Annotated in this window: 24 protein-coding genes; 2 read left to right on the forward strand and 22 right to left on the reverse strand. The window is 62.9% G+C overall.

What is annotated here, in order from left to right:
* Position 1 precedes the first annotated feature (1 nt).
* From D8B20_RS10710 to D8B20_RS10725, 4 genes are all read right to left on the reverse strand, one after another.
* Positions 2 to 685: a D-lyxose/D-mannose isomerase gene (locus tag D8B20_RS10710; protein ID WP_145888855.1), complete on the reverse strand. Its 684-nt coding sequence runs from the start codon at positions 683 to 685 to the stop codon at positions 2 to 4.
* 80 nt (positions 686 to 765) lie between these two features.
* Positions 766 to 1,704, reverse strand: a complete 939-nt coding sequence (locus tag D8B20_RS10715) for an ABC transporter substrate-binding protein (RefSeq protein WP_145888856.1) — start codon at positions 1,702 to 1,704, stop codon at positions 766 to 768.
* A gap of 86 nt (positions 1,705 to 1,790) precedes the next feature.
* Positions 1,791 to 2,774 (reverse strand): ABC transporter permease subunit, encoded by a 984-nt coding sequence (locus D8B20_RS10720; RefSeq protein WP_145888857.1) that lies wholly within the window; start codon positions 2,772 to 2,774, stop codon positions 1,791 to 1,793.
* Between the two features lie 10 nt (positions 2,775 to 2,784).
* On the reverse strand, positions 2,785 to 4,290 hold the full coding sequence (locus D8B20_RS10725) for a sugar ABC transporter ATP-binding protein (protein ID WP_145888858.1): 1,506 nt from the start codon (positions 4,288 to 4,290) through the stop codon (positions 2,785 to 2,787).
* Positions 4,291 to 4,435: 145 nt separating this feature from the next.
* On the opposite strand from D8B20_RS10725, the gene D8B20_RS10730 reads away from it, so the two are divergent.
* Positions 4,436 to 7,021: an ATP-binding protein gene (locus tag D8B20_RS10730; RefSeq protein WP_145888859.1), complete on the forward strand. Its 2,586-nt coding sequence runs from the start codon at positions 4,436 to 4,438 to the stop codon at positions 7,019 to 7,021.
* On the opposite strand, the gene phnE (D8B20_RS10735) is transcribed toward D8B20_RS10730, so the two are convergent.
* The 14 genes from phnE (D8B20_RS10735) to phnF form a co-directional block, all read right to left on the reverse strand.
* Positions 6,975 to 7,859 carry a phosphonate ABC transporter, permease protein PhnE gene (gene phnE / locus D8B20_RS10735; protein WP_145888860.1) on the reverse strand — a complete coding sequence of 295 codons (885 nt, stop codon included), beginning with the start codon at positions 7,857 to 7,859 and terminating at the stop codon, positions 6,975 to 6,977. The two genes, D8B20_RS10730 and phnE (D8B20_RS10735), sit on opposite strands and share 47 nt — an antisense overlap.
* Entirely contained in the window at positions 7,856 to 8,719 is an 864-nt protein-coding gene (phnE, locus tag D8B20_RS10740; RefSeq protein WP_145888861.1) for a phosphonate ABC transporter, permease protein PhnE, read from the reverse strand. Before phnE (D8B20_RS10740) ends, phnE (D8B20_RS10735) begins: the two co-directional genes overlap by 4 nt.
* Before the next feature lie 176 nt (positions 8,720 to 8,895).
* On the reverse strand, positions 8,896 to 9,825 hold the full coding sequence (phnD, locus tag D8B20_RS10745) for a phosphonate ABC transporter substrate-binding protein (protein WP_145888862.1): 930 nt from the start codon (positions 9,823 to 9,825) through the stop codon (positions 8,896 to 8,898).
* Between the two features lie 26 nt (positions 9,826 to 9,851).
* Positions 9,852 to 10,682, reverse strand: a complete 831-nt coding sequence (gene phnC, locus D8B20_RS10750) for a phosphonate ABC transporter ATP-binding protein (RefSeq protein WP_145888863.1) — start codon at positions 10,680 to 10,682, stop codon at positions 9,852 to 9,854.
* 80 nt (positions 10,683 to 10,762) lie between these two features.
* Positions 10,763 to 11,533, reverse strand: coding sequence for a phosphonate metabolism protein PhnP (gene phnP, locus D8B20_RS10755; RefSeq protein WP_145888864.1), 771 nt, complete (start codon positions 11,531 to 11,533; stop codon positions 10,763 to 10,765).
* Positions 11,524 to 12,066, reverse strand: a complete 543-nt coding sequence (phnN, locus tag D8B20_RS10760) for a ribose 1,5-bisphosphokinase (protein ID WP_145888865.1) — start codon at positions 12,064 to 12,066, stop codon at positions 11,524 to 11,526. The genes phnP and phnN overlap by 10 nt, the downstream gene beginning before the upstream one ends.
* A complete protein-coding gene (gene phnM, locus D8B20_RS10765) occupies positions 12,066 to 13,202 on the reverse strand; it encodes an alpha-D-ribose 1-methylphosphonate 5-triphosphate diphosphatase (RefSeq protein ID WP_145888866.1) in 1,137 nt (378 codons plus the stop codon). The genes phnN and phnM overlap by 1 nt, the downstream gene beginning before the upstream one ends.
* Complete coding sequence (gene phnL, locus D8B20_RS10770; protein ID WP_145888867.1) at positions 13,199 to 13,903, reverse strand: phosphonate C-P lyase system protein PhnL; 705 nt, start codon at positions 13,901 to 13,903, stop codon at positions 13,199 to 13,201. Before phnL ends, phnM begins: the two co-directional genes overlap by 4 nt.
* Before the next feature lie 156 nt (positions 13,904 to 14,059).
* A complete protein-coding gene (gene phnK, locus D8B20_RS10775; protein ID WP_145888868.1) occupies positions 14,060 to 14,821 on the reverse strand; it encodes a phosphonate C-P lyase system protein PhnK in 762 nt (253 codons plus the stop codon).
* Positions 14,811 to 15,659, reverse strand: a complete 849-nt coding sequence (locus D8B20_RS10780) for an alpha-D-ribose 1-methylphosphonate 5-phosphate C-P-lyase PhnJ (protein ID WP_145888869.1) — start codon at positions 15,657 to 15,659, stop codon at positions 14,811 to 14,813. The genes phnK and D8B20_RS10780 overlap by 11 nt, the downstream gene beginning before the upstream one ends.
* Positions 15,652 to 16,728, reverse strand: a complete 1,077-nt coding sequence (locus tag D8B20_RS10785) for a carbon-phosphorus lyase complex subunit (RefSeq protein WP_145888870.1) — start codon at positions 16,726 to 16,728, stop codon at positions 15,652 to 15,654. Before D8B20_RS10785 ends, D8B20_RS10780 begins: the two co-directional genes overlap by 8 nt.
* Positions 16,728 to 17,303 (reverse strand): phosphonate C-P lyase system protein PhnH, encoded by a 576-nt coding sequence (gene phnH / locus D8B20_RS10790; RefSeq protein ID WP_145888871.1) that lies wholly within the window; start codon positions 17,301 to 17,303, stop codon positions 16,728 to 16,730. Before phnH ends, D8B20_RS10785 begins: the two co-directional genes overlap by 1 nt.
* On the reverse strand, positions 17,300 to 17,749 hold the full coding sequence (gene phnG, locus D8B20_RS10795) for a phosphonate C-P lyase system protein PhnG (protein WP_145888872.1): 450 nt from the start codon (positions 17,747 to 17,749) through the stop codon (positions 17,300 to 17,302). The genes phnH and phnG overlap by 4 nt, the downstream gene beginning before the upstream one ends.
* Entirely contained in the window at positions 17,746 to 18,462 is a 717-nt protein-coding gene (phnF, locus tag D8B20_RS10800; RefSeq protein ID WP_145888873.1) for a phosphonate metabolism transcriptional regulator PhnF, read from the reverse strand. The genes phnG and phnF overlap by 4 nt, the downstream gene beginning before the upstream one ends.
* Positions 18,463 to 18,771: 309 nt before the next feature.
* Here phnF and D8B20_RS10805 point away from each other — a divergent pair, with 309 nt between their 5' ends.
* Positions 18,772 to 20,925: a putative bifunctional diguanylate cyclase/phosphodiesterase gene (locus tag D8B20_RS10805; protein WP_145888874.1), complete on the forward strand. Its 2,154-nt coding sequence runs from the start codon at positions 18,772 to 18,774 to the stop codon at positions 20,923 to 20,925.
* 143 nt (positions 20,926 to 21,068) lie between these two features.
* Here the strand turns inward: D8B20_RS10805 and D8B20_RS10810 are convergent, their stop codons facing one another.
* The 4 genes from D8B20_RS10810 to cbl form a co-directional block, all read right to left on the reverse strand.
* Positions 21,069 to 21,905 carry an oxidoreductase gene (locus tag D8B20_RS10810; RefSeq protein ID WP_145888875.1) on the reverse strand — a complete coding sequence of 279 codons (837 nt, stop codon included), beginning with the start codon at positions 21,903 to 21,905 and terminating at the stop codon, positions 21,069 to 21,071.
* Positions 21,906 to 22,036: 131 nt separating this feature from the next.
* Positions 22,037 to 23,818, reverse strand: a complete 1,782-nt coding sequence (locus D8B20_RS10815; RefSeq protein ID WP_145888876.1) for a thiamine pyrophosphate-requiring protein — start codon at positions 23,816 to 23,818, stop codon at positions 22,037 to 22,039.
* A 127-nt stretch (positions 23,819 to 23,945) separates the two neighbouring features.
* Complete coding sequence (locus D8B20_RS10820) at positions 23,946 to 24,785, reverse strand: GNAT family N-acetyltransferase (protein ID WP_145888877.1); 840 nt, start codon at positions 24,783 to 24,785, stop codon at positions 23,946 to 23,948.
* Positions 24,786 to 24,876: 91 nt separating this feature from the next.
* Entirely contained in the window at positions 24,877 to 25,836 is a 960-nt protein-coding gene (cbl, locus tag D8B20_RS10825; RefSeq protein WP_145888878.1) for an HTH-type transcriptional regulator Cbl, read from the reverse strand.
* Between the last annotated feature and the right edge of the window lie 24 nt (positions 25,837 to 25,860).

The following is a 25,860-nucleotide window of genomic DNA, read 5'->3' on the forward strand; positions in this document are numbered from 1 at the left end:
GTTAAGCCAGCCAGCGGTGATATTCGTTACACAGCAGCCAGCGCGGCGTTTCATCCTCGTCGAGCGGATTGAAGCGCGCCAGCGGCGTCAGAAACACATTGTCGTGCTCGTCGTCATTGGGCATCGAGACTTCCCCGGCCAGCACATCGCCGTAGCCGGGTTCGCCCCAGAAGCTGTGCCAGATACCGGGCAGCAGCGTCACGCTTTCGCCCGGCGACAGCCGCAGCTGTGAGCCAGCAGCATGCGTCTGGCGCAGGCCGTCCAGCGTCACCTGCACCGGCGAATCCGCCAGCCGATCGCCGTCGCGGTTGTGCAGCGTGACGATCAGGTTGCCGCCTCCCCGGTTAATGATGTCTTCCATCTTGTGCGGGTGATAATGCATCGGCGTCACCTGCCCTTCGCGCACGTGCATGATTTTCTCCGCGTAGGGTTTGTGCCACGGCTGGCCGCCGCGCGAACCGTTGCGCAGGGTAAACAATGTCAGGCCGCTCTGCGTAAAGTCGTCAGCACCGAAGCTGGTCACGTCCCAGCCGAGGTGCAGCTCCAGCAGTTCAGCGGCGGCATGCCGGTCAAGCGCGCGCCACTGCGGCAGGCCGTAATCGGCCCACGGCGGCAGATGCACGTCCTGGCGCATAAAAAATTCACGGGTCAGTTGCAGAATGGCGTTTACGTCGGATCGTCGCATCTCAGCGTCTCCGGTGATGGCGCGGCGCAGGGCAACAGCCAGGCTGCCCGTACGCCGCAGTGGCGAAGCGTGAGCCGGGGTTATTTCACCGTCCAGCCTTTGTAGCTGCCGACATTGTTGCGGTCGATCAGCGTCACCGGAATCAGTACCGGCTTATCCGGTGCCGGTTTGCCCTGCAGGATGTCGTAGCCAATCTCTACCGCTTTGGCTGCCATCACCTGCGGGTCCTGAGCCGGGGTAGCGACAAACAGCGAGCCTTTGCGCTTCAGCGCTTCTTCGCCATCCGGCGATCCATCCACGCCGACAATGAAGAATTCACTGCGCTGCGCCTGTTTGGCGGCAAGGTCAGCGCCGATGGCGGTCGGGTCATTGATGGCAAACACCGCATCAATTTTCGGGTTGGCCGACAGCAGGCCGGTCATCACTTCCAGGCCACCTTCACGGCTGCCTTTGGCGTTCTGGTTATAGGAGAGCAGTTTGATATCCGGATGGGTTTTCAGCTCGTTCATGCAGCCTTCCACACGGTTCTGCACCGCCGAAACCGGTGGCCCGTTGATGATCACCACGTTGCCTTTGTCCTTCAGGCGATCGGCAATGTATTTACACGCCATGGCACCGGCCTGGGTGTTATCCGAGGTGATGGTCGCATTCGCCCCCTCGGCCGCCACGTCCACCGCCACCACCACAATGCCGGCATCGCGCGCGCGTTTCACCGCCGGGGCAATGCCTTTGGAGTCAGCGGCATTGAGGATAATCATGTCCACTTTGGCGGCAATGAAGTTATCAATCTGCGCCACCTGCTGACCAAGATCGTAGCCGCTGGACACCAGCGTCACATTGACCTTGTCACCGGCCAGCTGGCGCGCCTTCAGCTCCGCCCCTTTGGTGATCTGCACGAAGAACGGGTTGGCGAGATCGCCGACGGTGACACCAATGGCTTTCAGTTCTTTGGCCTGCACCAGCGGCGCACTGAACAGCGTTGCCGCCAGCAGTCCGGTAATAATCGGATTAAAACGCATAGTCGATGTTCTCCTGCTTTTTGGTTTTTATGGCCGCCATGGCTGGCAACCCGTTATAAAACACACTTTTGCCAGACGGCGTGCCGTCAGCCGACATGATGGCGGGTGCGATATTTGTCAATCAGCACCGCAATGATGATGACCGCGCCCTTGATCACCAGCTGCCAGAAGTAGGAAACGCCCATCAGCGTCATGCCATTATTCAGCGTGGCGATGATCAGGGCACCAATCAGCGTGCCGGTAATGGTGCCGATACCGCCGACAAAGCTGGTACCGCCGAGGATCACCGCCGCAATCGCATCCAGCTCGTAGCCAACCCCCAGGTTGCCGTTGGCGCTGTAAAGCCGCGACGCACTCATCAGCCCGCCCAGCCCGGAGAGCAAGCCGCTCATGGCATAAACGAACACCAGCACTGCGCCGACTTTAATCCCGGTCAGGCGTGCCGCCTGCATGTTGCCGCCGACCGCATAGATGTGCACGCCCAGCGTGGTGCGGCGCAGGATAAACCAGCACAGCGCAATCACCGCGAAGGCGATGATAATCAGCCACGGCACCGGCCCGAGGTAGCCATTGCCTATCCATTCGAAGTTGATATCGGAGTTAATCACCGTGGTGCCGTTAGCCAGCAGATAAGCCGCGCCGCGCAGCGCGGTATAGGTGCCGAGGGTGACAATAAACGGCGGCAGGCCGGCCGCGGCCACCAGCAGGCCGTTAAACAGCCCCATGATCAGCCCGGCGCCCAGCGCGGCAGGAATGGTCAGCCCGGCAAACGCCGGATCGAGCGAGACCACCATCGCCACCACCGCCGTGGTGCCCAGCATTGAACCTACCGATAAATCGATACCGCCGGTCAGGATCACGAAGGTCATGCCGGCCGCCAGCACGATATTGATCGACGCCTGCCGGGTGATATTCAGCAGATTCGCTTCGGTAAAGAAGTTCGGGGCGACAAAGCCAAACACCGCCACAATCAGAATCAGGATGGGTAAAATGCCGACGGTTTGCAGCAGATCGCTCATTAAGGCCCGTTTCAGCGTCGGGCTTTTTACGCGTGCGGTTTCACTGGTCATTGCGCTCTCCTCAGGCCTGAGCCGGCTGCGCGCCGGTGGCCAGTGTCATAATATTTTCCTGGCTAATTGCTTCACCGCTCAGCTCCCCGGCCACCGTGCCTTCGCGCATCACATAAACGCGATCGCTCATGCCCACCACTTCCGGCAGCTCGCTGGAGATCATCAGAATGGCCACGCCCTGCTGCGCCATGTCGTTCATCATGCGGTAGATTTCACTTTTCGCGCCGACGTCGACGCCACGCGTTGGCTCATCCAGAATCAGAATGCGCGGCGCAATCGACACCCAGCGCGAGATCAGCAGCTTTTGCTGGTTGCCGCCGGATAATCCGCCGGCCCGCACCTGGGCATGCGGCACGCGAATATTGAGGGTGCTGATTGCCTCGCTGGCAATCTTCTGTCCTTTACGCCGGTTCAGCAGGCCATAGCTGGCGTCGCGCTCCAGCGTGGCCATCACAATGTTCTCCTGCGCCGCCATCTCCAGGAACAGCCCCTGCTCTTTGCGGTTCTCGGTGAGAAAGCCGATGCCATGCGCGATCGCTTCCCGCGGTGAACGGATTTGCACTTTGCTGCCATCCAGCCAGATGTCGCCGCCGGTGGGCTTGCTGACGCCAAAAATCAGCTGCGCCAGTTCGCTGCGGCCGGCCCCGACCAGTCCCGCCAGCCCGACAATCTCGCCGGCGCGTACCGCCAGGCTGCTGGGGTGCACTTTGCGGCCGTCGGTCAGATGATTAACCGCCAGCCGGATCTCGCCGAACGGAATATCGCGGGTTTTATTAAACAGATCGCTCAGCGGACGGCCGACCATCATGCGCACCAGTTCACTGGCGTTCAGCTGATCGCGCGTCAGGCTGCCAACGTACTGGCCATCGCGCAGCACGCTGACGCGATCGGAAAGCTCATACACCTCCGCCATGCGGTGGCTGATGTAGATGATGGCCATGCCTTCGCTGCGCAGGCGCTTTATCAGCGCAAACAGCTGTTCGGTTTCGCGATTGGAGAGTGCGGCGGTGGGTTCATCCATCACCAGAATGCGGCTGTTGCGGTGCAGCGCACGGGCAATCTCGACCTGCTGCTGCTCGGCGATGCTCAGCCGGCTGACCAGATCGGTCGCGCTGAACTGCGCCCCCAGCCGGTTGATCACCTGCTGCGCCTCTTCAGCCATCTGGCGGCGCCTCACCAGCACGCCGCGTGTCAGCTCGCTGCCGAGAAAAATGTTCTCCGCCACCGTGAGATTGGGTGCCAGATTGATCTCCTGGTAAATCAGGGTAATGCCCGCCGCCAGCGCCTCTTTTGGCCCTTTAATGGCGTAAGGCTGGCCCGCAATCAGAATCTCTCCACTGCTGGCGGTATAAGCACCGGCCAGAATTTTCATCAGGGTACTTTTTCCGGCACCGTTTTCGCCCATCAGCGCATGCACCTCACCGGGCCAGACCGTCAGGTCTACGCCCTTGAGCGCATAAAAGCTGCCAAAGCGTCGGGTAATGCCCCGCATTTCTAATATCGGTGTCGCCGCCATCGCCATGCTCCTGCCACCTGTAGTTGCCAGCGAGTTAAGCAACGCCAGATAAATGGAAAATGTCAGCGGCCGTTCATATTTGTCATAGTTCGCCCGGACGGCGCTTCTATACTCGCCGGACAATGAGCGTGATAAGGAGGCTGCCATGCGGCACAGTCTGCACTGGCACGCAGGCGCGCGCGGTCGTCTGCTGCTGTTTAACCTGCTGGTGGTGAGCGTTACGCTGGCGGTGAGTCTGGTGGCGATTTTTGGTTTTCGCCACGCGGGTCACATTCAGGAACAGGCGCAGGCGCAGACGCTGGCCGATATGAACGGCAGCCTGGCGCTGGCGCGCGATACCGCCAACGTTGCCACGGCGGCGGTGCGGCTCTCCCAGGTGGTGGGCGCCCTGGAGTATCAGAGCGAATCCGCCCGCCTGCAGCAGACGCAGCAGGCACTGCAGCAGGCGCTGGCACAGCTGGGCCGCGCACCGCTGGCGGCGCAGCAGCCGGTGTTGCTGGGCCACATTCGCGAAGGCAGCCAGAGGCTGGAGCAGAGCATCAGTCAGCTGCTGCTCCGGGGCCATCAGCGCCACCTGCAGCGCAACGACATGCTGAGCGGTCTGTGGCAGGCGCAGCTGTTACTGGCCCATATCAATGACCTCACCGGCGACGCCGCCTTTCTGCCGCTGCGCCAGCAGACCGAAGCGCTGCTGAACGTGGCGATCCACTCCGCCGCGCCGCAGGCGGCGGTGCAGCAGCTCAGCCGCGTGCTGCCGGTCTGGGCGGCCCTGCCGCTGCCGGACACACTGGGGGTGCAGCGCGACCGGCTGCTCAGCACGCTGAAACAGCTGCAGCCGGTGGCCGGACAGCTGGAGCAGAGCGATATCGCCATTGCGTATGCCACCTACCGCATCAAGGCGCTGGTGGCGATGCTGAACGAGGACATCACCCGCTATGTGCAGCTGGTGGCGCGGCAGAGCGAGACGCGCAGTGCCACCGCCCATCATGAGCTGGACTCTATTATCGGTTTTATCGGCCTGTTTATGCTGCTGGCGCTGCTGATTACCGGCTACGCCGGCTTCTACATTTACCGCAATCTGGGCTCCAGCCTGACGGCCATCGCGCAGGCGATGACGCAGCTGGCGCAGGGTGAAAAAAGCGTTAACGTGCCGGGAGTGGCCCGGCGGGATGAGCTGGGCGATTTGGCTCGCGCCTTCAACGTCTTTGCGCGCAACACCGCCTCGCTGGCCCACACCTCACAGCTGTTGCGCGAGAAAAGCACACAGCTGGAATCCACCTTCCTTGCCATGCGCGACGGCTTTGCGCTGTTCGATAACAGCGGCCAGCTGGTGGTATGGAACGCGCAGTACGCCGAACTGCTGGGCATTGCCCCGCGTGAACTGCACCGCGGCCTGCACTATCAGCAGCTTCTGACGCGCATGGGCGTCCGGCTCAGCAGCCTGCACGATGCGCAGGAAGTGCGGCTGGCGGACGGCCGCACGCTGGAGCTGCGCTTCAGCCCGGTGCCGCGGCGCGGAATGGTGAACACCGTGCTGGAACGCACCACACGTAAAGCGCTGGAAGCCGCCCTGCTGCACAGTCAGAAAATGAAGGCCGTGGGTCAGCTGACCGGCGGTCTGGCACACGATTTTAATAACCTGCTGGCGGTGATCATCGGCAGCCTGGCGCTGACCGTCGATCAGCTGCCGCCCGGCACGCTGGCGACCCGCATTGAACGGGCGCGGCAGGCCGCTGACCGCGCGGCGCAACTGACCCAGCGCCTGCTGGCCTTTTCGCGCAAACAGGCCCTTTATCCGCGCGCTGTGTCGGTGGTGGAACTGGTGGAAAATCTGCAGTCGCTGTTACAGCATTCGCTGCTGCCAGGTCAGCAGCTGGTGGTGGATGCGCAGCGCCCCGGCTGGCCGGCGTGGATTGATGCCGGTCAGCTGGAGAACGCCCTGATGAATCTGGTGGTGAACGCGCGCGATGCCATGGAAAAGCAGAGCGGCGAAATCCGTCTGCGTATCTGGAATCAGCGGACGGTGGAAGCGGCGGGTAAACGCGATTGCGTCACCATTGAGGTCATCGATCATGGCTGTGGCATGTCTGCCGCCGTGCGGGAACAGGTGTTTGAACCCTTTTTCACCACCAAAGCCACCGGCAGCGGCAGCGGCCTCGGGCTGTCGATGGTGTATGGCTTTGTGCGCCAGTCCGGCGGGCAGATTGAACTGGAAACCGCGCCGGGTCAGGGCACCACGGTGCGCCTGCGTCTGCCGCGCGCACCGGAAGCGGCGCAGCCGCTGACGCCGGCACCGCAGGTGGTGCCGCCTCTCCGGCCGGACCGTCTGGTGCTGGTGCTGGATGACGAACCGGCGGTACGCCAGACGTTATGCGATCATCTGCACCAGCTGGGCTACCTGACGCTGGAGTGCGGCGACGGCGAAAGCGCGCTGGCGCTGCTGCGCCAGACGCCGGATATCGATCTGCTGATCAGCGACCTGATGCTGCCCGGTGCACTGAACGGGGCCGATGTGATTCGCCAGGCGCAGCAGCAGTGGCCGCAGCTGGCGACGCTGTTAATTAGCGGACAGGATCTGCGCCAGAGCCAGGTGATGCTGCCGCTGTGTGAGCGGCTGGCAAAGCCCTGGCATCAGGCGCAGCTGGAGCAGGCGCTGGCGCGCGCCTGGCAGCGCAGCGAACGCCTCAGTCGCGCGCGGCAGGCTGCCACAGCGGCACCGCTTTCCCGCTGATATAGCGCCTGCGCAGCCGGCTGGAGATCGCATCCATCGTCATCACCACTGCAACCAGGATCAGCGTAAGGAACATCACGACGTCCCAGTTCCACAGGCGCATGTTCTCGGCGTAGACCAGCCCGACACCGCCCGCGCCAACAAAGCCCAGCACCGCCGCCGAGCGGGTGTTGGACTCTATCTGATAGAGACTGAGCGCCAGAAAGGTCGGGAAGGACTGCGTAAAAATGCCGAAGCGGTATTTCTGCAGGCTGTTGGCTCCGGCCGCGCTCAGGCCGCGCCCCGGTCCGCGTTCGACCGCTTCGTGCCCTTCAGCGTAGAGCTTGCCGAGCAGCCCGATGTCCTGCATGACAATCGCCAGCACGCCCGCCAGTGGCCCCATGCCGACGGCACGCACAAAAATCAGCCCCCAGATCGCCATATCAATACCGCGCAGCACATCCAGCAGGCGACGTACCAGCAGCGAAACCGGGCGCGTCAGCCGATCGTGCATCACATTGCGGGCGGCCAGAAACGACAGCGGCAGCGCCAGCAGCGAAGCGGTGAGCGTACCGGCAAACACAATCGCCAGCGTGATCCCCACCTGCTGAAAATAGTAACCAAACGGCCAGTTGCGGAAATCCTGCCAGACAAACATGCGCAGAAAGTAGCGCCCGAGCTGCTGGCAGCCCAGCAAAAACCGGCTCCACTCAATGCCGTAGACGGCGAAAAAGAACAGGTAATAGAGCAGCACCGCCAGCGCCAGCAGCGCAATGCGACGCAGGTAGCGGTTTTGCGCGGCAAACAGGGCGGCGTGCTGCTGTTTCAGATGGGCCACATCCGGCGCTAAGCTGATCATGCTTTTACTCCTTCCACTACGCGGCGGCGCAGCCAGCCGGAGAGCGTATCCAGCAGTGACACCACCACAATGATCAGCAGCAGCGTCATGCTGACCTGATCGTAACGGTCCAGTTTGATATTGGTCATCAGCTCCTGGCCAATGCCGCCTGCCCCAACCAGCCCGAGAATGGTGGAGGAGCGAAAGTTGATCTCCAGCCGCATAAAGCTGTAGGAGAGAAACGCGGGCTTAACCTGTGGCCAGAAGGCAAATCGCATGCGCTGCAGTTTGCTGGCGCCGCAGGCGGCCAGCCCGCGTACCGGCTTGTCCGATGCACTCTCAATCGCTTCATAGAACAGCTTGGTGAGGCTGCCGATGGTGTGCAGCGCCAGCGCCAGAAAGCCGGGAATTGCGCCGATACCAAACGCCATGACAAACATCACCGCCCACGCCAGCTCCGGCATGGTGCGCAGAAAGGCCACAAAGGCGCGGATGGCGATACGCAGGCTGCGCGGCGTCTGGGTGTTATCGGCGGCGAAAAAGGCCAGCACGCCGGCGATGCCCACCGCGATCAGCGTTGACGACAGCGCCAGCTGCAGCGTCTCCCAGATCAGCGGCAGCTGAAAGTGCAGCCGGTAGCCCCACCAGGCCAGCGAGCCTTCGGTTTTGCCATCGGCGAACAGCACCGGCAGATGCAGCACCGGCAGCGTCTGGCCAAGGTAATCAAAAAAGTGCGGCAGCGATTGCCAGACGGTGACAAGGTTAAATTCCGCCACCTTTCCGGCGGCGAGATAGAGCGCCACCAGCAGCAGCGACCACAGCAGCGTGTCGCGCTTCTGCTGACGGCGGATACGTTGGTAGTAGTGTTCGAAATCGGTCAACGGTGATGTCCTGTGGTGGTTGCGCCGTGGCGTTGAAGCCGCCTGGCGCGATCGGAAGTGCGGTATGAACCTGCCAGGATGGCGGCGGCTGCCTGCGCACGGCGGTCAGCGGTGCCTTCCGTGGCAACCTGACGGGCGCGCCTGCGGGCGCCCGTTTAGCGGATTGCGCGCCAGACTCAGCCGCGCGATCCTTTCATTAAATCCCGCTTCATATCGATCACATTCTGGTAATCCGCCACGGTCGCCGGGCCGATGTGCTGCGCACCGCCGACCGCTTTAACAAAGCAGCCGTGGTCTTCTTTATCCAGCTTTTTGATGGCGGCCACCACTTTCGCTTTGAAATCAGCGGGCAGCGCGTTGCTGACCAGAATCGGGCCGTTGGGGATCAGCGGCGACTGCCAGATGATGCGGATCTGCTTCATCAGATCCGGGTGATCCATGCGGATCAGGCGTCCGAACGCGCCCGACGTGTAGCCGCTGTCGCGGTCGCCAATCAGCGAGGTCCAGGTCACTGCGCCGTCAAACTGGCCGTTCAGCACGCCGAGGATATCCTGCTCATGACCACCGGAGAAGGTCACGCTGGAGAAGGTGTTGTTGTATTTATCATCCACGCTGCCGCCAAACGCTTTCTTAAACGCCTGGTTCGGCATCAGGAAGCCGGAAGTGGAGTCCGGATCGGCCATGCCAAACGATTTGCCTTTCAGATCTTCCAGTTTCTTGTACGGGCTGTCGGCTTTCACGATCACCACGGAGTGATAGCCCTGGGAACCGTCTTTGTCATCCACCACGATGCCGACAACGTCCACGGCTTTCGGGTCCTGCAGATAGACCGAGGCAAACGAGGCCGGTGACATGCTCAGAACCAGATCGATTTTTTTCCCCAGCAGGCCCTGGATCACGCCGGCGTAATCAGACGAATTGCGCAGTTTGGTGTCCACGCCCAGCGTTTTGTCGAAGAAAGTTTTAACACACTGGTTATCGCCGATCTGCTGGGTGGCATTCTGCCCGCCCAGGATCCCCAGATTCAGTTCTTTCGGTGCATCCGCTGCGTTAACGCCAAAAGCCATCAGAGCGCCAGTCAATAAAGCGATAGAAGTCAGTTTCATTATTGCGTTTTCTCTTGCCGTGGGAGTTAGTGAAGCTGGTTAAGTTCGTCGCCGTACAGCGCATGCAGCAGGCTGTCGGTTAACGCTGAAGGGTGACCGTCGAACAGCACCCGCCCGCGCTGAATGCCGATCACGCGTGAGCAATACTGCTGCACCAGTTCGATCGAGTGCAGGTTGACCATCACGCTGATGCCCTGCCCGCTGACCTGGCGCAGCACCTCCATGATGCGCTGGGTGTTTTTCGGATCGAGCGAGGCAACCGGTTCGTCAGCCAGCAGAATTTTCGGGTTCTGCATCAGCGCACGGCAGATGGCCACGCGCTGCATCTGGCCGCCGGAGAGGTTCTCCGCCCGCTGCAGCGCCTGCGGCAGCATGTTCATCCACTGCAGCAGTTCGATAGCGCGCGCGCGGTCAGTGTCTGAAAAAATTTTAAAAAAGGATTTCAGCGTGGAGGTCTGGCTCAGGCGGCCCAGCAGAACGTTGGTCAGCACATCGAGGCGCGGCACCAGACAGAAATCCTGAAAGATCATGCCGCATTCGCTGCGCCATTCGCGCATCTGGCGGCTGTTGAGCGTTACCACGTCGCGCTCCGCCTGCCCCTGGCGCAGGCTGAGGATCTGCCCTTCGCTGCTGGCAATGGTGCCATTGAGCATGTGCAGCAGCGTCGATTTGCCTGCGCCCGAGCGGCCAATCACCGCCACCAACTCGCCCGCATGCAGATCGAAACTGACGTTATCCAGCACGCGGTTTTCGCCCCAGGATTTGCTCAATCCCCGCACCGACAGCACCCTGTGGCCGCTGCTGTGCGCCGCTACGTGTGGGTTGTCGGCCACGGTTTTCAGTAACGCCTGTGCCATGTTGCACTTCCTCTCTTCTGTGATGCTGATTGCCCGTTATTACGGGCATCACCGATGAACGCCTGATGACAGCCGCGTGATTAAACCGTGACAGCGAGACGCGCACCGACGCAAAGCGTCTGTCCGTCGCGCGCGGCCTGCACATTTTCCGGCAACCCATTGTTCAGCAACCAGTTATCCATTTCATGACTGAGATGGATAAGCCACGTCTGCCGCGGTGCCAGCTGCAGCACAAGTTGCAGTGCCCGGCTGAGATCGTTGTGGTTACGGGCCGTCTCGCGCGGCGGATCGTTGCAGTCGATGATCAACTGGTCGAGCGGCTGGCCCTGCAGAAAATCGGCGGTGTCCGGCGGCAGGCCGCAGGTGTCGCACAGCCATGCCAGCCGCGTGCCGTGCCAGTCAAACAGATAACCCCAGGTGAGCCGGGAGTGCTGCAGCGGCAGCGGCGTCACCTGCAGTTCGCCAAAGCGGTATGGCACAAAGGGCGTCAGCGCCGGGCGAAAATCAAGCAGGCCGGGATGGCGGAGCAGATCGTCGCAGCCTTTGTCGTCCGGCGGCGCCCAGACCGGAATCGCTGCGCCTTTTCCCCAGCGCAGGCTGAACAGACCGGCGACATGATCCATGTGAAAGTGGGTCAGCAGAATGCGGCTCAGCGCGCCGGGCTGAAAGCGCTGCTGCAGATCGGTTAAGCCGGCGTCAAGCAGAATTCGTTCGCGGCCGGTGTCGATCAGCGCGCTGGTGGCGCGCCGGACACGGGCCGGATCGCGGCGCGCGCATTCGCAGGCGGCGCAGTCACAGCCAAACAGCGGCGCGGCCGTTACGCCGCCGGTACCAAGAAAGGTCAGTTGCATGGCGGATGCTCCAGCAGTTGGCGCAGCTGGCCGAGCGTATCGATCAGCGCACCGTCATTGTTAAGGGCATAACAGCGGGCCGGCAGCGGTTCCGCAGCGCGCGCCAGCCGCTGGCGGATTTCCGCCTCGCTTTCGCGTCCGCGCAGCCGCAGGCGGGCTTCCAGGACGGCCGGCGACACCTGCAGCACCAGCGGCAGCAGACGCGGGCCGTAGCGCTGCTGCACCTGCGGCAGGTGCAGACGGGAACCGTTAACCAGCACGTTTAACCCGCGCGCCAGCCAGTGGTCGATCTCCTCACCAAGGCCGTAATACCGCCCGTGCGCCTGCCAGCTGATGGCAAACAGCCCGAGCGCCGCCCGCCGGCGGAATTCGGCTTCGCTCAGCGCGATGTGATTTTCGCCCCCGGCATCGGCCGGGCGCGTGATGTAGCGATGGGCGATCACCAGACGGGCGGGCGGCGCTTCACGCAGCGCATCCAGCAGGCTGTCTTTACCGGCACCGGAGGCGCCGGTCAGCCAGATAAGGCGCGCCATCAGAATACCTGCCTGCCCTGCGACCAGACGTGGCGGATATGAACGTGCCCGTGATCGGTATGCGCCAGCACCAGATCGGCGCGCAGCCCTTCGGCCAGTACGCCGCGGTCGTGCAGGCCAATGGCACGCGCCGGGTTGCGCGTCACCAGCGCCACCGCCTGCGGCAGCGTCAGGCTGTTGCGTTCGTCGTCCACCAGGCGGAACACCGCATCCAGCAGGCTGGCCGGATAGTAGTCGGAAGAGAGAATGTCGAGCAGGCCGTGACCTGCCAGCTCCCATGCCGCCACATTGCCGGAGTGCGACCCGCCGCGCACGATATTCGGTGCGCCCATCAGCACCTGCATGCCGCAATCGCGTGAGGCGCGTGCGGCGGCCAGCGTGGTCGGAAACTCCGCGATGGCGCTGCCTGCCGCGTGTGACTCCGCCACGTGTGCGGCGGTGGCATCATCGTGACTGGCCAGCGGAATGCCGCGCGCGCGGCACAAGCCGGCGATGGCATTGCGGTTCGGCGTGGAGAACTCCGCCGCCAGTGCCCGCTGCTCACGTTCAAACTGATCCATCTGCGCATCGTTCAGCTGGTATTTGCCCTGATAGTAGAGGCGGTACATTTCCAGCGATACATACTGACGCTGGCCCGGCGAGTGGTCCATCAGCGAGACCAGCGCCAGCTCCGGCGTGTCCATCAGCGCTTCAAACAGCGGCAGCGTGGTGTGATGCGGAAGCTCGCAGCGCAGATGCAGCTGGTGATCGGCGCGGTTAACGCCTTTGCGGTTGCTCTGCTGAATCGCGCCGATCATTTTGCTCAGGTTGTCCAGCCGGTGGCCGCCGTCACGCACATCGCCGACGCCAATCGCATCCAGCACGGTGGTGATGCCGCTGGCAACCATCAGCGCATCGTGACTGCTCATCGCCGAATGGGCCGGCCAGTCCACTTTCGGGCGCGGCGTAAAGAATTTATCCAGATTATCGGTGTGCAGCTCCACCAGCCCCGGCAGCAGAAAAGCGCCTTCCCCCTCCAGCGCACCGGGCAGCTGGCTGCCGCTGTCGCTGAAGCTGGCAATCCGGCCGTCACGCATCTCCAGCGACCCGCTGACCACCTCATTTTCCAGCACCAGCCGGACATTATTCACGATCATGCTTCTGCTCCTGTGTTGACCGGTTGCATGACGTGCAGGCGATCGGCCACGCGTTCGCGCACCGCCGCGTCATGGAAAATGCCCACGATGGCAGCGCCCCGCGCGCGCGCCTGTTCAATCAGCTCCACCACCGCCGCGCTGTTCGCGCTGTCGAGTGACGCCGTCGGCTCATCCAGCAGCAGCACCGGATAGTCCGCGATAAAACCACGCGCGATATTGACGCGCTGCTGTTCACCCCCCGAGAAGGTTGACGGCGCCAGCGACCAGAGGCGTTCAGGCACGTTGAGACGCGTCAGCAGATCCCGGGCGCGCTTTTCGCAGAAGGCTCGTGCCACACCGCGCTCCAGCAACGGCTGCATGACGATCTCCAGCGTCGGCACGCGGGGGATCACGCGCAGAAACTGGCTGACCCAGCCAAGGGTGTCACGGCGCACGGCAATGATCTGCCGCGCCGGCGCCTGCGCCAGATCCATCCACGCCCCCTGATGCTGCAGCCAGATATGGCCGCTGTTGGCCTGATAGTTACCGTACAGCGCGCGCAGCAGCGTGGATTTGCCACTGCCGGAGCGCCCGTGCAGCACCACGCATTCACCGGCGCAGACGGTGAGGCTGGCGTTTTCCAGCACCGGCAGCGCCGCGCTGCCCTGGTTGTGCAGCACAAAAGTTTTGCTGAGATTTTCTACCCGCAGTAAAGGTTGCATGGGGATATCCTGAAAGTGATCCAAACCGCTGTCCGGCCGTCTCACCGCGCAACCGCGCGCCTGAGTTCACCGGACCTGTTTTCAGCCGGGCGAGCGCCGCTGCGTTCCGTTCGGGCGCAGCAGGCGGCGCCGTGCCTCACGCTTTAGCGCCGGCGATTAACTCAGTACCGACGACACCAGCAGCTGGGTGTAAGGATGGTGCGGATCGTCCAGCACCCGATCGGTCAGCCCGCTCTCCACCACCCGGCCCTCCTTCATGACCAGCAGCCGGTGCGCAAGCAGACGCGCCACGCCGAGATCGTGCGTGACAATCACCACCGCCAGATTCAGCTCGCGTACCAGCGTACGCAGCAGATCAAGCAGGCGCGCCTGTACCGACACGTCCAGACCGCCGGTAGGCTCATCCATAAACACCAGCGTCGGCTGCGTGACCAGGTTGCGGGCAATCTGCAACCGCTGCTGCATACCGCCGGAAAAAGTGGTGGGCAGATCGTCAATGCGGCTGGCGGGAATCTCCACATCCTGCAGCCAGCGCATTGCCTGCTGGCGGATATCGCCATAGTGACGCTGGCCCACCGCCATCAGGCGTTCGCCGATGTTGCCGCCGGCGGTAACCTGCGGACGCAACCCTTCCAGCGGATGCTGGTGCACCACGCCCCACTCGGTGCGCAACAGCCGGCGGCGCGCGCTTTCGCTCAGCTGATAAAGATCCTGCCCGCGATAGCAAATCTGCCCCTGCTGGGGTGCCAGCCGTGCTGACAGGCTGCGCAGCAGCGTGGTTTTACCGGAGCCGGATTCTCCGACGATGCCCAGCACTTCGCCGGGATAGAGGTCAAAGCTGACCGCTTCAAAGCCTTTGCCTGGCGCATAAAGGTGCGTCAGCTGGCTGACCGCAAGCAGCGGCTGTTCACTGTGCATGCTGTTGTTCCTGCTGCTGGTGGCAAAAATCGGTATCGGAGCAGACAAACAGGCGCGTACCGGCGTCATCCATCACCACTTCATCGAGGTAGCTATGGTGTGAGCCGCACAGCGCACAGGGCTGCTCCCAGCGCTGCACGCTGAACGGATGGTCGTCAAAATCGAGGCTCTCGACTTTGGTATAAGGCGGCAGCGCATAAATGCGTTTTTCTCGCCCGGCGCCAAACAGCTGCAGTGCCGGCATCATGTGCATTTTCGGATTGTCGAACTTGGGGATCGGTGAGGGATCCATCACATAGCGATCGTTGACTTTCACCGGATAGGCGTAAGTGGTGGCGATATGGCCATAGCGGGCGATATCTTCATACAGCTTCACCTGCATGATGCCGTACTCCTCCAGCGCATGCATGGTGCGCGTCTCGGTTTCGCGCGGCTCAATAAAGCGCAGCGGCTCGGGGATCGGCACCTGGAAAATCAGCACCTGATCCTCCACCAGCGGCGTCTCCGGGATGCGGTGGCGCGTCTGAATCAGCGTGGCATCGCGGGTGGATTCGGTGGTGGCCGCCCCACTGACGCGCTGGAAAAAGCGCCGGATGGAGACGGCATTGGTAGTGTCATCTGCCCCCTGATCGATCACCTTCAGCACATCGCTATCGCCAATCAGGCTGGCGGTGAGCTGAATGCCGCCGGTGCCCCAGCCATAGGGCATCGGCATCTCGCGTCCGGCAAACGGCACCTGATAGCCGGGAATCGCCACGGCCTTAAGGATGGCGCGGCGCAGCGTGCGCTTGGTTTGCTCATCCAGATATCCGTTGTTGTAGCCGCTTAACTCACTCATCGCGCTGCTCCTGATGCTGCTGGCGCAGCTGCTTCAGCAGCGCCAGTTCGGCCTGAAAATCGACGTAGTGCGGCAGCTTCAGATGGGAGACAAAGCCCGCGGCTTCTACGTTATCGGCATGCGCCAGCACGAACTCTTCGTCCTGTGCCGGCCCGGTTATCCGCTCCTGGTACTGCGGCGCCTGTAACGCGCGGTCAACCAGCGCCATCGCCATCGCTTTGCGCTCAGCGCGTCCGAACACCAGACCATAGCCCCGGGTAAAGTGCGGCGGGGTGTCTCCCTGGGTGGTGAAACCGTTGACCATTTCACATTCAGTCAGCAGGATTTCGCCGATCTCAATCTCAAAACCCAGCTCTTCCGGACAGATGCTGACGCTGAGCCAGCCGGTGCGGATCTCGCCGGCAAACGGATGGTTGCGGCCATAGCCGCGCTGCGTTGAGTAACCCAGCGCCAGCAGAAACCCCTCATCCCCGCGCACCAGCTGCTGCAGACGCGCTGCGCGCGACGCCGGATAGCCTGGCGGCTCACGGGTGATATCGCTGGGTTCACTGCCATCGTCCTCTTCCGCTGCCGCCAGCCCTTCGGCGCTCATCATGCTGAACACGTGCGGGCAGTGCGCCGGCAGCGCCTGGTCGTCACGCGGGGCTGCCGGCGTTTCACCGTTAGCCAGCAGGGTGAAATCCAGCAGGCGATGGCTGTAGTCATAGGTCGGCCCCAGTACCTGCCCGCCGGGCAGATCTTTATATACCGCCGAAATACGGCGCTCGATGCGCATGCTGTCAGTGTCAAGCGGCAGGCTGTCGGCCAGGCGCGGCAGCGTGGTGCGGTAGGCGCGCAGCAGAAAAATGGCTTCCACCAGGTCGCCGCTCGCCTGTTTGATTGCCAGCGCCGCCAGCTGGGGATCGCAGATGCCGCCCTCGGTCATCACGCGGTCCACGGCAAGGCCGAGCTGCTCTGCCACCTGATCGCAACCCAGCTCTGCCACGCGGCGATCGCCGCGGCGCAAATCCGCCTGCAGCTGATGGGCGCTGGCGATGGCCTTCTCGCCCCCCTTCACGGCAACGTACATCAGCACACCTCCACGACGGTGGTGCGCGGCAGCGCCATCATGGCTTCGCCGCAGGTAAAGATCAGATCCACACCCTGCGGGAACGGATGCGGACGGTCACGCAGGTAAGTCAGAATCGCCTGGGGCAACTGGGGCGCGATGGCGCGCGGCTCACGCAGGCCGGGGCCGGAGAGGCGCAGCGTCAGGCCGCCATTCAGCGCCGGCACCTCGACAATCAGCGTGGTGCTTTTTTCCGGCGCCAGATCGTCACCGGCCGCGAACTGCGCCGGATCGGGATTGGCTGCAGCGTGGGTCAGCGCAAAAGGGGCCTGCGGCACCTCGACCACCGGCACGCCGGTATGAAAACGCAGATTGCTGCGCAGGAGCGCGCTGTCCACGCGCGGATCCAGCCACAGTGCGCTCTCCTGATCGACCAGCGTCAGCAGCACGGCGGTGGCAGCCGGGGAGAGTTCACCCCAGCCCTGAGCCAGCGGCAGCGAAACCATGACCCCCGGTTCGCTCATGGCTTTGAGAATGCGGCGGAACGCGCGCTGCGCATCGGCCACCGGATGGTTAAAACTTGCCAGTAATGTCATGCGTTATCTCCGCGGACCAGCGTAAAGAAATCGACTTTTGAGCTGGCGATCTCGCGCGCGCGCAGCTGTTGCTGCTCCTCACGCAGGGCCGCCAGCGGGATAATGATCTTTTCCTGCAGCAGCGCCTGGGTTTCCGGCTGCTGCAACAGCGCATCAATCAGGGCACAGCGTTCGGCGTGGGCTTTATCGCGTCCCAGCACATAGCTGAACCCCAGCGTGCCGTCGGACAAACGCACCACGGCGCGGGTGACGGTGGCATCGCCCATCACGAAGCGCCTGCCGTTGCCCCCCATGCGCGCCTGCAGTCGGGTCAGGCCGGTTTCCGCCGGGCGAAGGCGTTCAAACGCCGGCTGCAGCTGCAGCGGCTGCCAGTGGGCCTCCAGCGTGCTGGCCTCGCTGTGCGCCAGCACCGAAAGCCAGTGCTGTCGGGCAGTTTGCTGTTTCATTCATGCTCCAGGGTCAGTTCAATCATGTCGCCACGCGTCAGGCTGACGGAGTATTCCGCCACCTGGCCGTTGTGCTGTTTGTTCAGGGTACGCACGCACAGCAGAGGCGCATGCAGCGCGATCTCCAGCTGCCGGCACTCTTTCGCCTGCGCCCGGCGCGTGCTGATACGGGTCTGGCTGCGGGTCAGGGTCATGCCCAGCTGCTGCTGCAAAAAATCATGCAGCGATCCACTGTGAAACTGCTGCAGCTGCGGCCAGACGCTGAGATCCGGCAGGTAGTGGTTAATCACGCACACCGGCACGCCGTTAACCCGGCGCAGCGTGCGCAGGTGAATCACGCTCTCGCCTTCGCCCAGGCCCAGCGCGCTGGCAACATCGCTGCTGGCCGGACGCAGCACGGCCAGCAGCCGCTCGCTGGTGGGATGGCTGCCCTGCTCCAGCAGGTTCTGGCTGAAACGGGCCTGTGCATGCAGCGGGTAGTCATACGGACGCATCAGCACCAGAATGCCCACGCCGTGCCGGCGCTGCAGCAGCCCTTTGTTGACCAGTTCATCCACCGCACGGCGCAGGGTGTGGCGATTCACCGCATAGTGATCGGCCAGCTGTTGCTCGGGCGGCAGATAGTCACCGCAGCGGTAACGCTCCTGCAGCGCCTGCTCCAGCTGAGCGGCAACGGCCTGGTAGACAGTGGTCGGATGTCTGGATATCTCCATCACGCGCAATACCTCATGCTTATCTGAGTGGGGACGCAGCACGGGGCGCTGCGGCATGGCGACTACAGTGCGCGCGCCAGATGACAGCGCCGTGACGACGGGGTGACGTAAGCATGAATTTGATGCGCCAGCGCGCGTGCAGCGCAGCCGGCCACATTCAATAAAAAAGGCTAAAGGGTTTTTTCGTGTGATACGGCGCATAAAATTGTCACGGCTTTTCATCGCCTTACCGCTTGCCTTGCGCCGTGCAGCCTGAGCAAAATCTGCTAACGTAATCTGTACGCCCTTCACGTTACGCGGACCCATAAAATGATTAACAGCATCAAACTGTCCGCCGGTTTTCGGCGTACTTTTGTGCGGGAAGTGATTTTGCCCCTGCTGGCGATTCTGCTACTGACGTTTGCCGGCGCAGGCGTTGGCCTCTACTGGGGCAGCGCGGTCACCAACAGCGGCGCACGCGAGCAGCAGCAGCGCATGATTGAAGCCTCGTTTACGCAGAGCCTGAACGAACACCTGCGCCAGCTGCGCAGCCTGACGCGCTGGACACCGCTGGCGGAGCAGCTGAGCGCCACGCCCGATCGGGAGTGGCTGGACCGCAATACCGGCGGCTGGCTGTACGAGATGTTCCGCCATCCGCTGGTGGTGCTGCTGGACGACAGTGACCGGCGGGTGGCGGTATGGCGTAACGGCCAGTCGGTGGCGGATCGGCACGTGGACCCGGCGCTGGAACGGCTGCTGCAGGGGCCGCTGGTGCGCCGCCGTGCGGAGGCGGCCGATGCCCGCGAACGCGCCGATTTCGTCCGCATCGGCCAGCGTGTTGCCGCGCTGGCTGTTGGCGAGATCGCCAGTGCCGCCGGGCGCTGGCGGCTGGTGAGCATTACCTTTCTCGACGATGGTTATCTGCGCAGCCTCTCTGAACGCAGCCAGCTGCGGCAGCTGTTGTTCAGCGCTGACGCACCGCCTTCCGATCGCCAGTCCTGGTATGCACTGACCTCCCGACAGGGTGACAGGCTGGGATATGTCAGCTGGGACGCCGATAAGCCCGGCGGCCAGATGCTGCACACGCTTGGCCCTTTCACCCTGCTTTCCGTCGCCCTGATTACCCTGCTGTGTCTGTTTATGGTGCGGCGTATCTGGACCTCTTCTCTCAGTCTGTCTCAGTCGCTGCTGAAGCTGGAGGCCAGCGAAGCGCAGGCGCAGCATCTGGCTTTTCATGATGTGCTGACCGGTCTGCCCAATCGGGCGCTGGTGGACGATCGCCTCACTCAGGCGCTGGCCGCGGCGGTGCGGCACGATCAGCGCGTGGCGCTGCTGCTCGATCTGGATCGGTTCAAAAATATCAATGACACCTACGGCCACCATGCCGGTGATGCGCTGATCATTGAGGTGGCGCGCCGCCTGAGCGAGATGGTGCGCGCCAGCGACACCGTCGGACGCCTCGGCGGCGATGAATTTATTATTGTGCTGCCGGATGCCGGAACCCTCGACGCGGTGCAGGCGCTGGCAAAGCGCATTATCAGCCGCCTGAGCGAGCCCTATCTGCTGGCGGAGAATGAGCTGTGGGTTGGCGTCAGCATCGGGCTGACGCTGGCCCCGGCGGATGGCCTGGATCGCCAGGAGCTGATGCGCAAAGCGGACATCGCCCTGTATGAGGCGAAAAACAACGGGCGCGGTCAGTACCGCCAGTTTGAACAGGCGATGGATGAATCGCTGCGTTCGCGCCAGCAGATGGCGGCCGATTTGCGCCAGGCGCTGGTGAATTTTGCCGGGCTGGCAGTGTGGTATCAGCCGCTGATGGAGATCAGCGGTCAGCGCGTGGTCGGGCTGGAAGCGCTGCTGCGCTGGCAGCATCCGGTGCGCGGCAGCGTGTCACCGGCCGATTTTATCGCCATCGCCGAAGAGACCGGCCTGATCATTCCGCTGGGAGAGTGGGTGCTGCGGGAAGCCTGCCGCACCGCAATCGCGCTGCCGCAGGTGATTGTGGCGGTAAATGTGTCGCCGGTGCAGTTCCGCACCGCCGGCGTGGTGGATCGCATTATTGAGATTGTGCAGCAGGAAGGCGCCGATCCGCAGCGTATGGAGCTGGAGATCACCGAAGGGGTGCTGATTGAAGATGAGCATGCGGCGCGCGACAGCATTGTTGCGCTGCGCGCTGCAGGGTTCCGCATTGCGCTGGATGATTTTGGCACCGGCTACTCCAGCCTGAACTATCTCAGCAGCTTCCCGGTGGACAAAATTAAAATTGACCGTTCGTTTACCCAGTCGCTGGGCGTGGCGCAGAACTCTGCTGCAATTGTGGAATCGGTGGTGCGGCTGGGCCATGCCATGGGCCTGACGGTGACCGCCGAAGGGGTGGAGACCGAATGCCAGAAAAATGCACTGGCCGACGCGGGCTGCAATCAGCTGCAGGGGTATTTATTCAGTCAGGCCGTGCCGCTGAGTGAGATCCTGAAAATGGTATGAGCGGGGTTGGGATTGCCTGCCGGCAGTGAACCCCGCATGACACGGCAGCGCCGGTGTTAACGGCCCTGATCGGCCCTGAACGGATAACGCTGTGAAGCGCAGCGTTAACCGCCCGGGCATCACACGGTCAGCACCCGTCGCCGCTACGCCGGGAAATCCGTATCCAGCGACGTCTGTTTCCAGGCTTCTATTTCGGTCAGACGCGCTTTGAGTTTGCTGGTCACCGCATCAAATCCCCATGCTCCCATCACCAGATGACGTGGCGGGTTATCCTGTTCAGTCACGGCGATCATGGCCCGTGCGGCGCGGGCGGGATCGCCAGCCTGCGTGCCGCTGTATTCCGCCGTGGCCTTCATGCGTGCGGCAGCGGTTTCAGCATACTCCGGCAGCCTGCTGGGTGTCTGATGCAGCGAACGGCCGGCCCAGTCGGTGCGGAAAGGACCCGGTTCAACACAGGTAACGTGAATACCCAGCGGGGCGGTTTCTGCGGCCAGTGAATCAGACCAGCCCTCCACGGCATGTTTGCTCGCCGAATAATAACCGGAGCTGGCGAAACCAATAAAGCCCGCCACCGAGGTGATATTGATGATATGCCCCCGGCGCGCCTGACGCATGGCGGGCAGCACCGCCCGGGTCAGCGCGAACAGGCCGAACGCATTAGCATCGAACTGGGCCCGGATCTCAGCGTCCTCGCCCTCTTCCACCGAGCTTTGATAGCCGTAACCGGCGTTATTCACCAGCACATCAATGCCGCCAAATTTTTCCAGCGCCGCCTGCACCGCATCGTCAATGCTGCGCTGATCGGTCACGTCGAGCCGCAGCGCCACGGCATGATCCTGTCCGTTCACCAGATCCTGCACGCTGGCCGGATCGCGTGCGGTCACCACGGTGCGAAAGCCACGCGCAATCGCCTGCTGCGCCAGCTCGCGCCCGAAACCGGTAGAGCAACCTGAAATAAACCACACCGGGCTGTCAGCCATGGGAGTACTCCTGTCTGTGAAAAGAAAGGTTCTGCCGGTCCGGACTCCCGGGCCCGGCGAAAACGCGGGCACTCTGTGCGCCGCACCGGCAAGCCTGGTTGATCGCTTCCCGGTGCAATTGGCACTTTGTGCTAGCGTTTGGGTCGCAGCAGCTGGCTGGCGGTGTCGCCGATCACCTGTGCCATGCCGCGATCGCCTTTCACCATCGACGACATAAAGGCTTTGGCCTGCTTGAAGGTGATATGCGGCGGCAGCGGCGCCACTTCCGGATCGGTTTTCACCTCCAGCACCACGGGCCGCGTGGCATTCAGCGCCTGCTGCCAGGCGGCCGCCAGATCGTCCGGACGATCGACAAAAATGCCCTGCAGGCCCAGGCTTTCGGCAAAGCGCGCATACTGCACATCCGGCAGCTGCTGGCTGGCTTCAAAGCGCGGATTGCCCTCCATGACGCGCTGTTCCCAGGTGACCTGGTTGAGATCCTGGTTATTGAACACGCAGACGATCAGGCGCGCATCAGGCCACTGCTGCCAGTATTTCTGGATAGTAATCAGCTCTGCCATATTGTTCATCTGCATCGCGCCATCGCCGACCAGCGCCACCACCGGCCGATCCGGCCAGGCGAACTTGGCCGCAATGGCAAAGGGCACCGCTGCGCCCATACAGGCCAGGCCGCCAGAGAGAGTGGCGCGCTGGCCCTGTTTGACGCGGTAATCACGCGCAAACCAGTTGGCGCAGGAGCCGGAATCGGAGGTAACAATGGCGTTATCCGGCAGCTGCGGCGACATCTCCCATACCACGCGCTGCGGGTTGATCGGGTTCGCCGGTGCCATGGCGCGCTCTTCCATCAGTTGCCACCAGTCACGCACCCCGACGGCAATTTGCTCCTGCCACTGGCGATCCGCTTTGTGCGTCAGCAGGAGCAGCAGCGCGCGCAGCGTTTCGGCGGCATCACCGTGCAGATTGACTTCACACGGATAGCGCAGACCGAGCATCGCCGGGTCGATATCAATCTGCACCGCCCGCACTTTGCCTTCCGGTGGCAGGAACTCGGTCCACGGGAAGCCGCTGCCAATCATCAACAGGGTGTCGCAGTGCTGCATCAGATCCCACGAGGGTTTGGTGCCCAGCAGGCCGATTGAGCCGGTGACAAAGGGCGCATCATCCGGCAGCACATCTTTGCCGAGCAGCGCTTTCGCCACGCCCGCGCCCAGCACGTTCGCGGCCTGTACCACTTCCACCGCCGCGCCGCGCGCGCCGGAACCAATCAGGATCGCCACCTTGTTGCCGGCATTGAGCACATCGGCCGCCCGACGCAGATCCTCTTCATACGGCACGATTTTAGGCCGCTGATAGCCCGGTCCGGAGTGGGTAAAACCGTGCGCGTGCTGCGGCGGTTGCCAGGTTTCATCCTGAATGTCTTTGGGCAGAATCAGTACCGCTACGCCGTTTTGCGCTTTGGCGATACGCACGCCGCGGTCCACCAGATGCTGGATCTGCGCCGGGGCGGCCGCTTCCTGCACAAAGTTCGCCACGTCCGCAAAAATGCGGTCAAGGTTCATCTCCTGCTGATAGCTGGCGCCGCGCGCCGTCACTTCCGCCTGGCCGGCAATGGCCAGCACCGGGGCATGATCCATTTTGGCATCGTACAGCCCGGTCAGCAGATGGGTGGCTCCCGGCCCGCCGGTGGAGAGACAGACCCCAAGCTCACCGGTAAATTTGGCGTGCCCGGCCGCCATGAAGGCCGCCATCTCTTCGTGGCGCACCTGAATAAATTCGATGCCCGCGCCCGCTTTATTGGCGCGCTGGATCGCGCCCAGCACGCCGTTGATGCCATCGCCGGGATAGCCATAAATACGCGTAACGCCCCAGGCCTGCAGGCGTTCGACGAAGAAATCACTGGTTTTTTTACTCATGCCGGGCTCTCCCTTAAATGCAATTTGCAGATGTTAAGGGTAGCCGACGAATGGGGAACTGACAGAAATCGGCCTGTTTGCCGACAATCACCGCCGCTGGCGGACTTTCCCCGCCGTCTGGCTTAGTTTAGCCCAGCGCCGGTGACACCAGCAGCCAGGTGCGCGCGTCACCGGCGGCGGCCTGCCACGGCGTGCCGTGCACCATGACCACCGGATCGTCAACCTGTGGCAGCCCCTGCTGCTGAGCCCACGCTGCCAGCGCCGCGTCGGGTGTATCAATGCGCACAAACTGGCCCTGCAGCCCCTGCATGCGGTGTGCCATCAGCGCCTGCGCCGCGGCCCGATCCGCTGCCACCAGCGGACCGATGGTATAGCCATGACCAAAGCGGCGCACGCTGGCAAAGCCGGTGACCGTGCCGGTGCGATCGGTCAGCACAACCGTCTCGCTCAGCAGCGTCTGCAGCAGGCGATCGCGCTGCATGCCGCTGGCGCGGTAATCCAGCGCGTTCAGCACCGCACTGTCCTGCGGCGTGGCCGCGCGCAGCTGCAGGCCGGCAGGCACCTCAACCGGCGGTGCAGCGGGCAGCGCGCGCACCTGATGCTGCCAGACGCGTCCGCAGACGCGGAAGCCCAGCTTTTCATAAACCGGCCTGCCCAACGGCGTGGCGTGCAGCAGCACCCGGCAGCCAGGAAAGGCGGCCAGCAGCGCACGCATCAGCTGCTGGCCCACGCCGCGCCCGCGCGCGCTTTCTGCCACAATCACCAAACCGATGGTGGCGGCGTGCTCGCCCCAGCGCCAGCCCAGCGCGCCACCAAGATGCTGCCCCTGCTCTTCCGCCACCACGCCTTCGCCCAGCGCAATCAGCTGCTGCCAGTCCTCAAGGCGATGTGGCCAGCCCAGCTGGCGCGTGAGTGCCAGGCCGGCGGCGCTGTCGGCCGGCGTCATGGCCCGTATCTGTATGCTCATCCTGTTCTCCCTGCGGCTGTGAGGGCAATCAGAGTGACATGGCGCGGGCGGGATGCAAATAAAAAAGGCCCGATACGGGCCAGAGAGCAACTCAAATCTGAAAATCGATCGCCGGTTCATCCTCGGTTTCGTACGAAAGCGCCTGGCGCTTGATCTCTTCCAGCGACAGATTCGCGTTACACAGCTCCAGAAACTGCCAGACATAATTGCGCTGCAGCTGACCGCGTTTCAGCCCGAGCCACACCGTGCTGGCTTCAAACAGGTGACGCGCATCCATTTTCACCAGATCGTCGCCTTCACCGGTGTCGCAGGCCTGATCGGCCAGCACGCCCACGCCCAGCCCCAGCTCAACGTAGGTTTTCACCACATCGGAGTCCTGTGCGCTGAGCACGATATCCGGCTTGAGACCTGCGGCCTGGAAGGCGCGATCGACGCGCGAACGCCCGGTAATGCCCTGACGATAGGTAATAAGCGGATAGCGGCTCAGGCTGGCCAGCGTGACCGGCTGGTTTTGCAGCAGATCGTGGCCGTGCGGTACCAGCAGCGAATGGTGCCAGCTGAACCACGGGAACGCGGCGAGACTGCTGTGATTGACCAGCTGCTCTGATGCAATGCCGATGTCCGCTTCGCCGGCCAGCAGCATGGTGACGATCTCCTGCGGTGAGCCCTGGTTCAGCTCCAGTCGCACGTTGGGATAGAGCTGGCGAAACGCTTTGATCACGCGCGGCAGGCTGTAGCGTGCCTGCGTATGGGTAGTGGCAACCGTCAGTACGCCGCTGGTCTCATTGGTAAACACATCCGCCAGACGCCGCACCTTACCGGCTTCGTCAAGGATGCGTTCAGCAATGGTCAGCAGGGCTTTGCCCGGCTCGGTCATGCCCAGCAGACGTTTGCCACGCCGGATAAAAATCTCCACGCCCAGTTCATCTTCCAGATCGCGGATATGACGGCTGACACCGGATTGTGACGTGAACAGCGTATTGGCGACTTCGGTCAGGTTGAATTCGCAACGGGCCGCTTCACGTATTATTTTAAGTTGCTGGAAATTCACACCCTTTCTCCTGTTTCCTGCCCC

This window comes from Candidatus Pantoea soli (genome assembly GCF_007833795.1).
GTDB lineage: Bacteria > Pseudomonadota > Gammaproteobacteria > Enterobacterales > Enterobacteriaceae > Pantoea > Pantoea soli.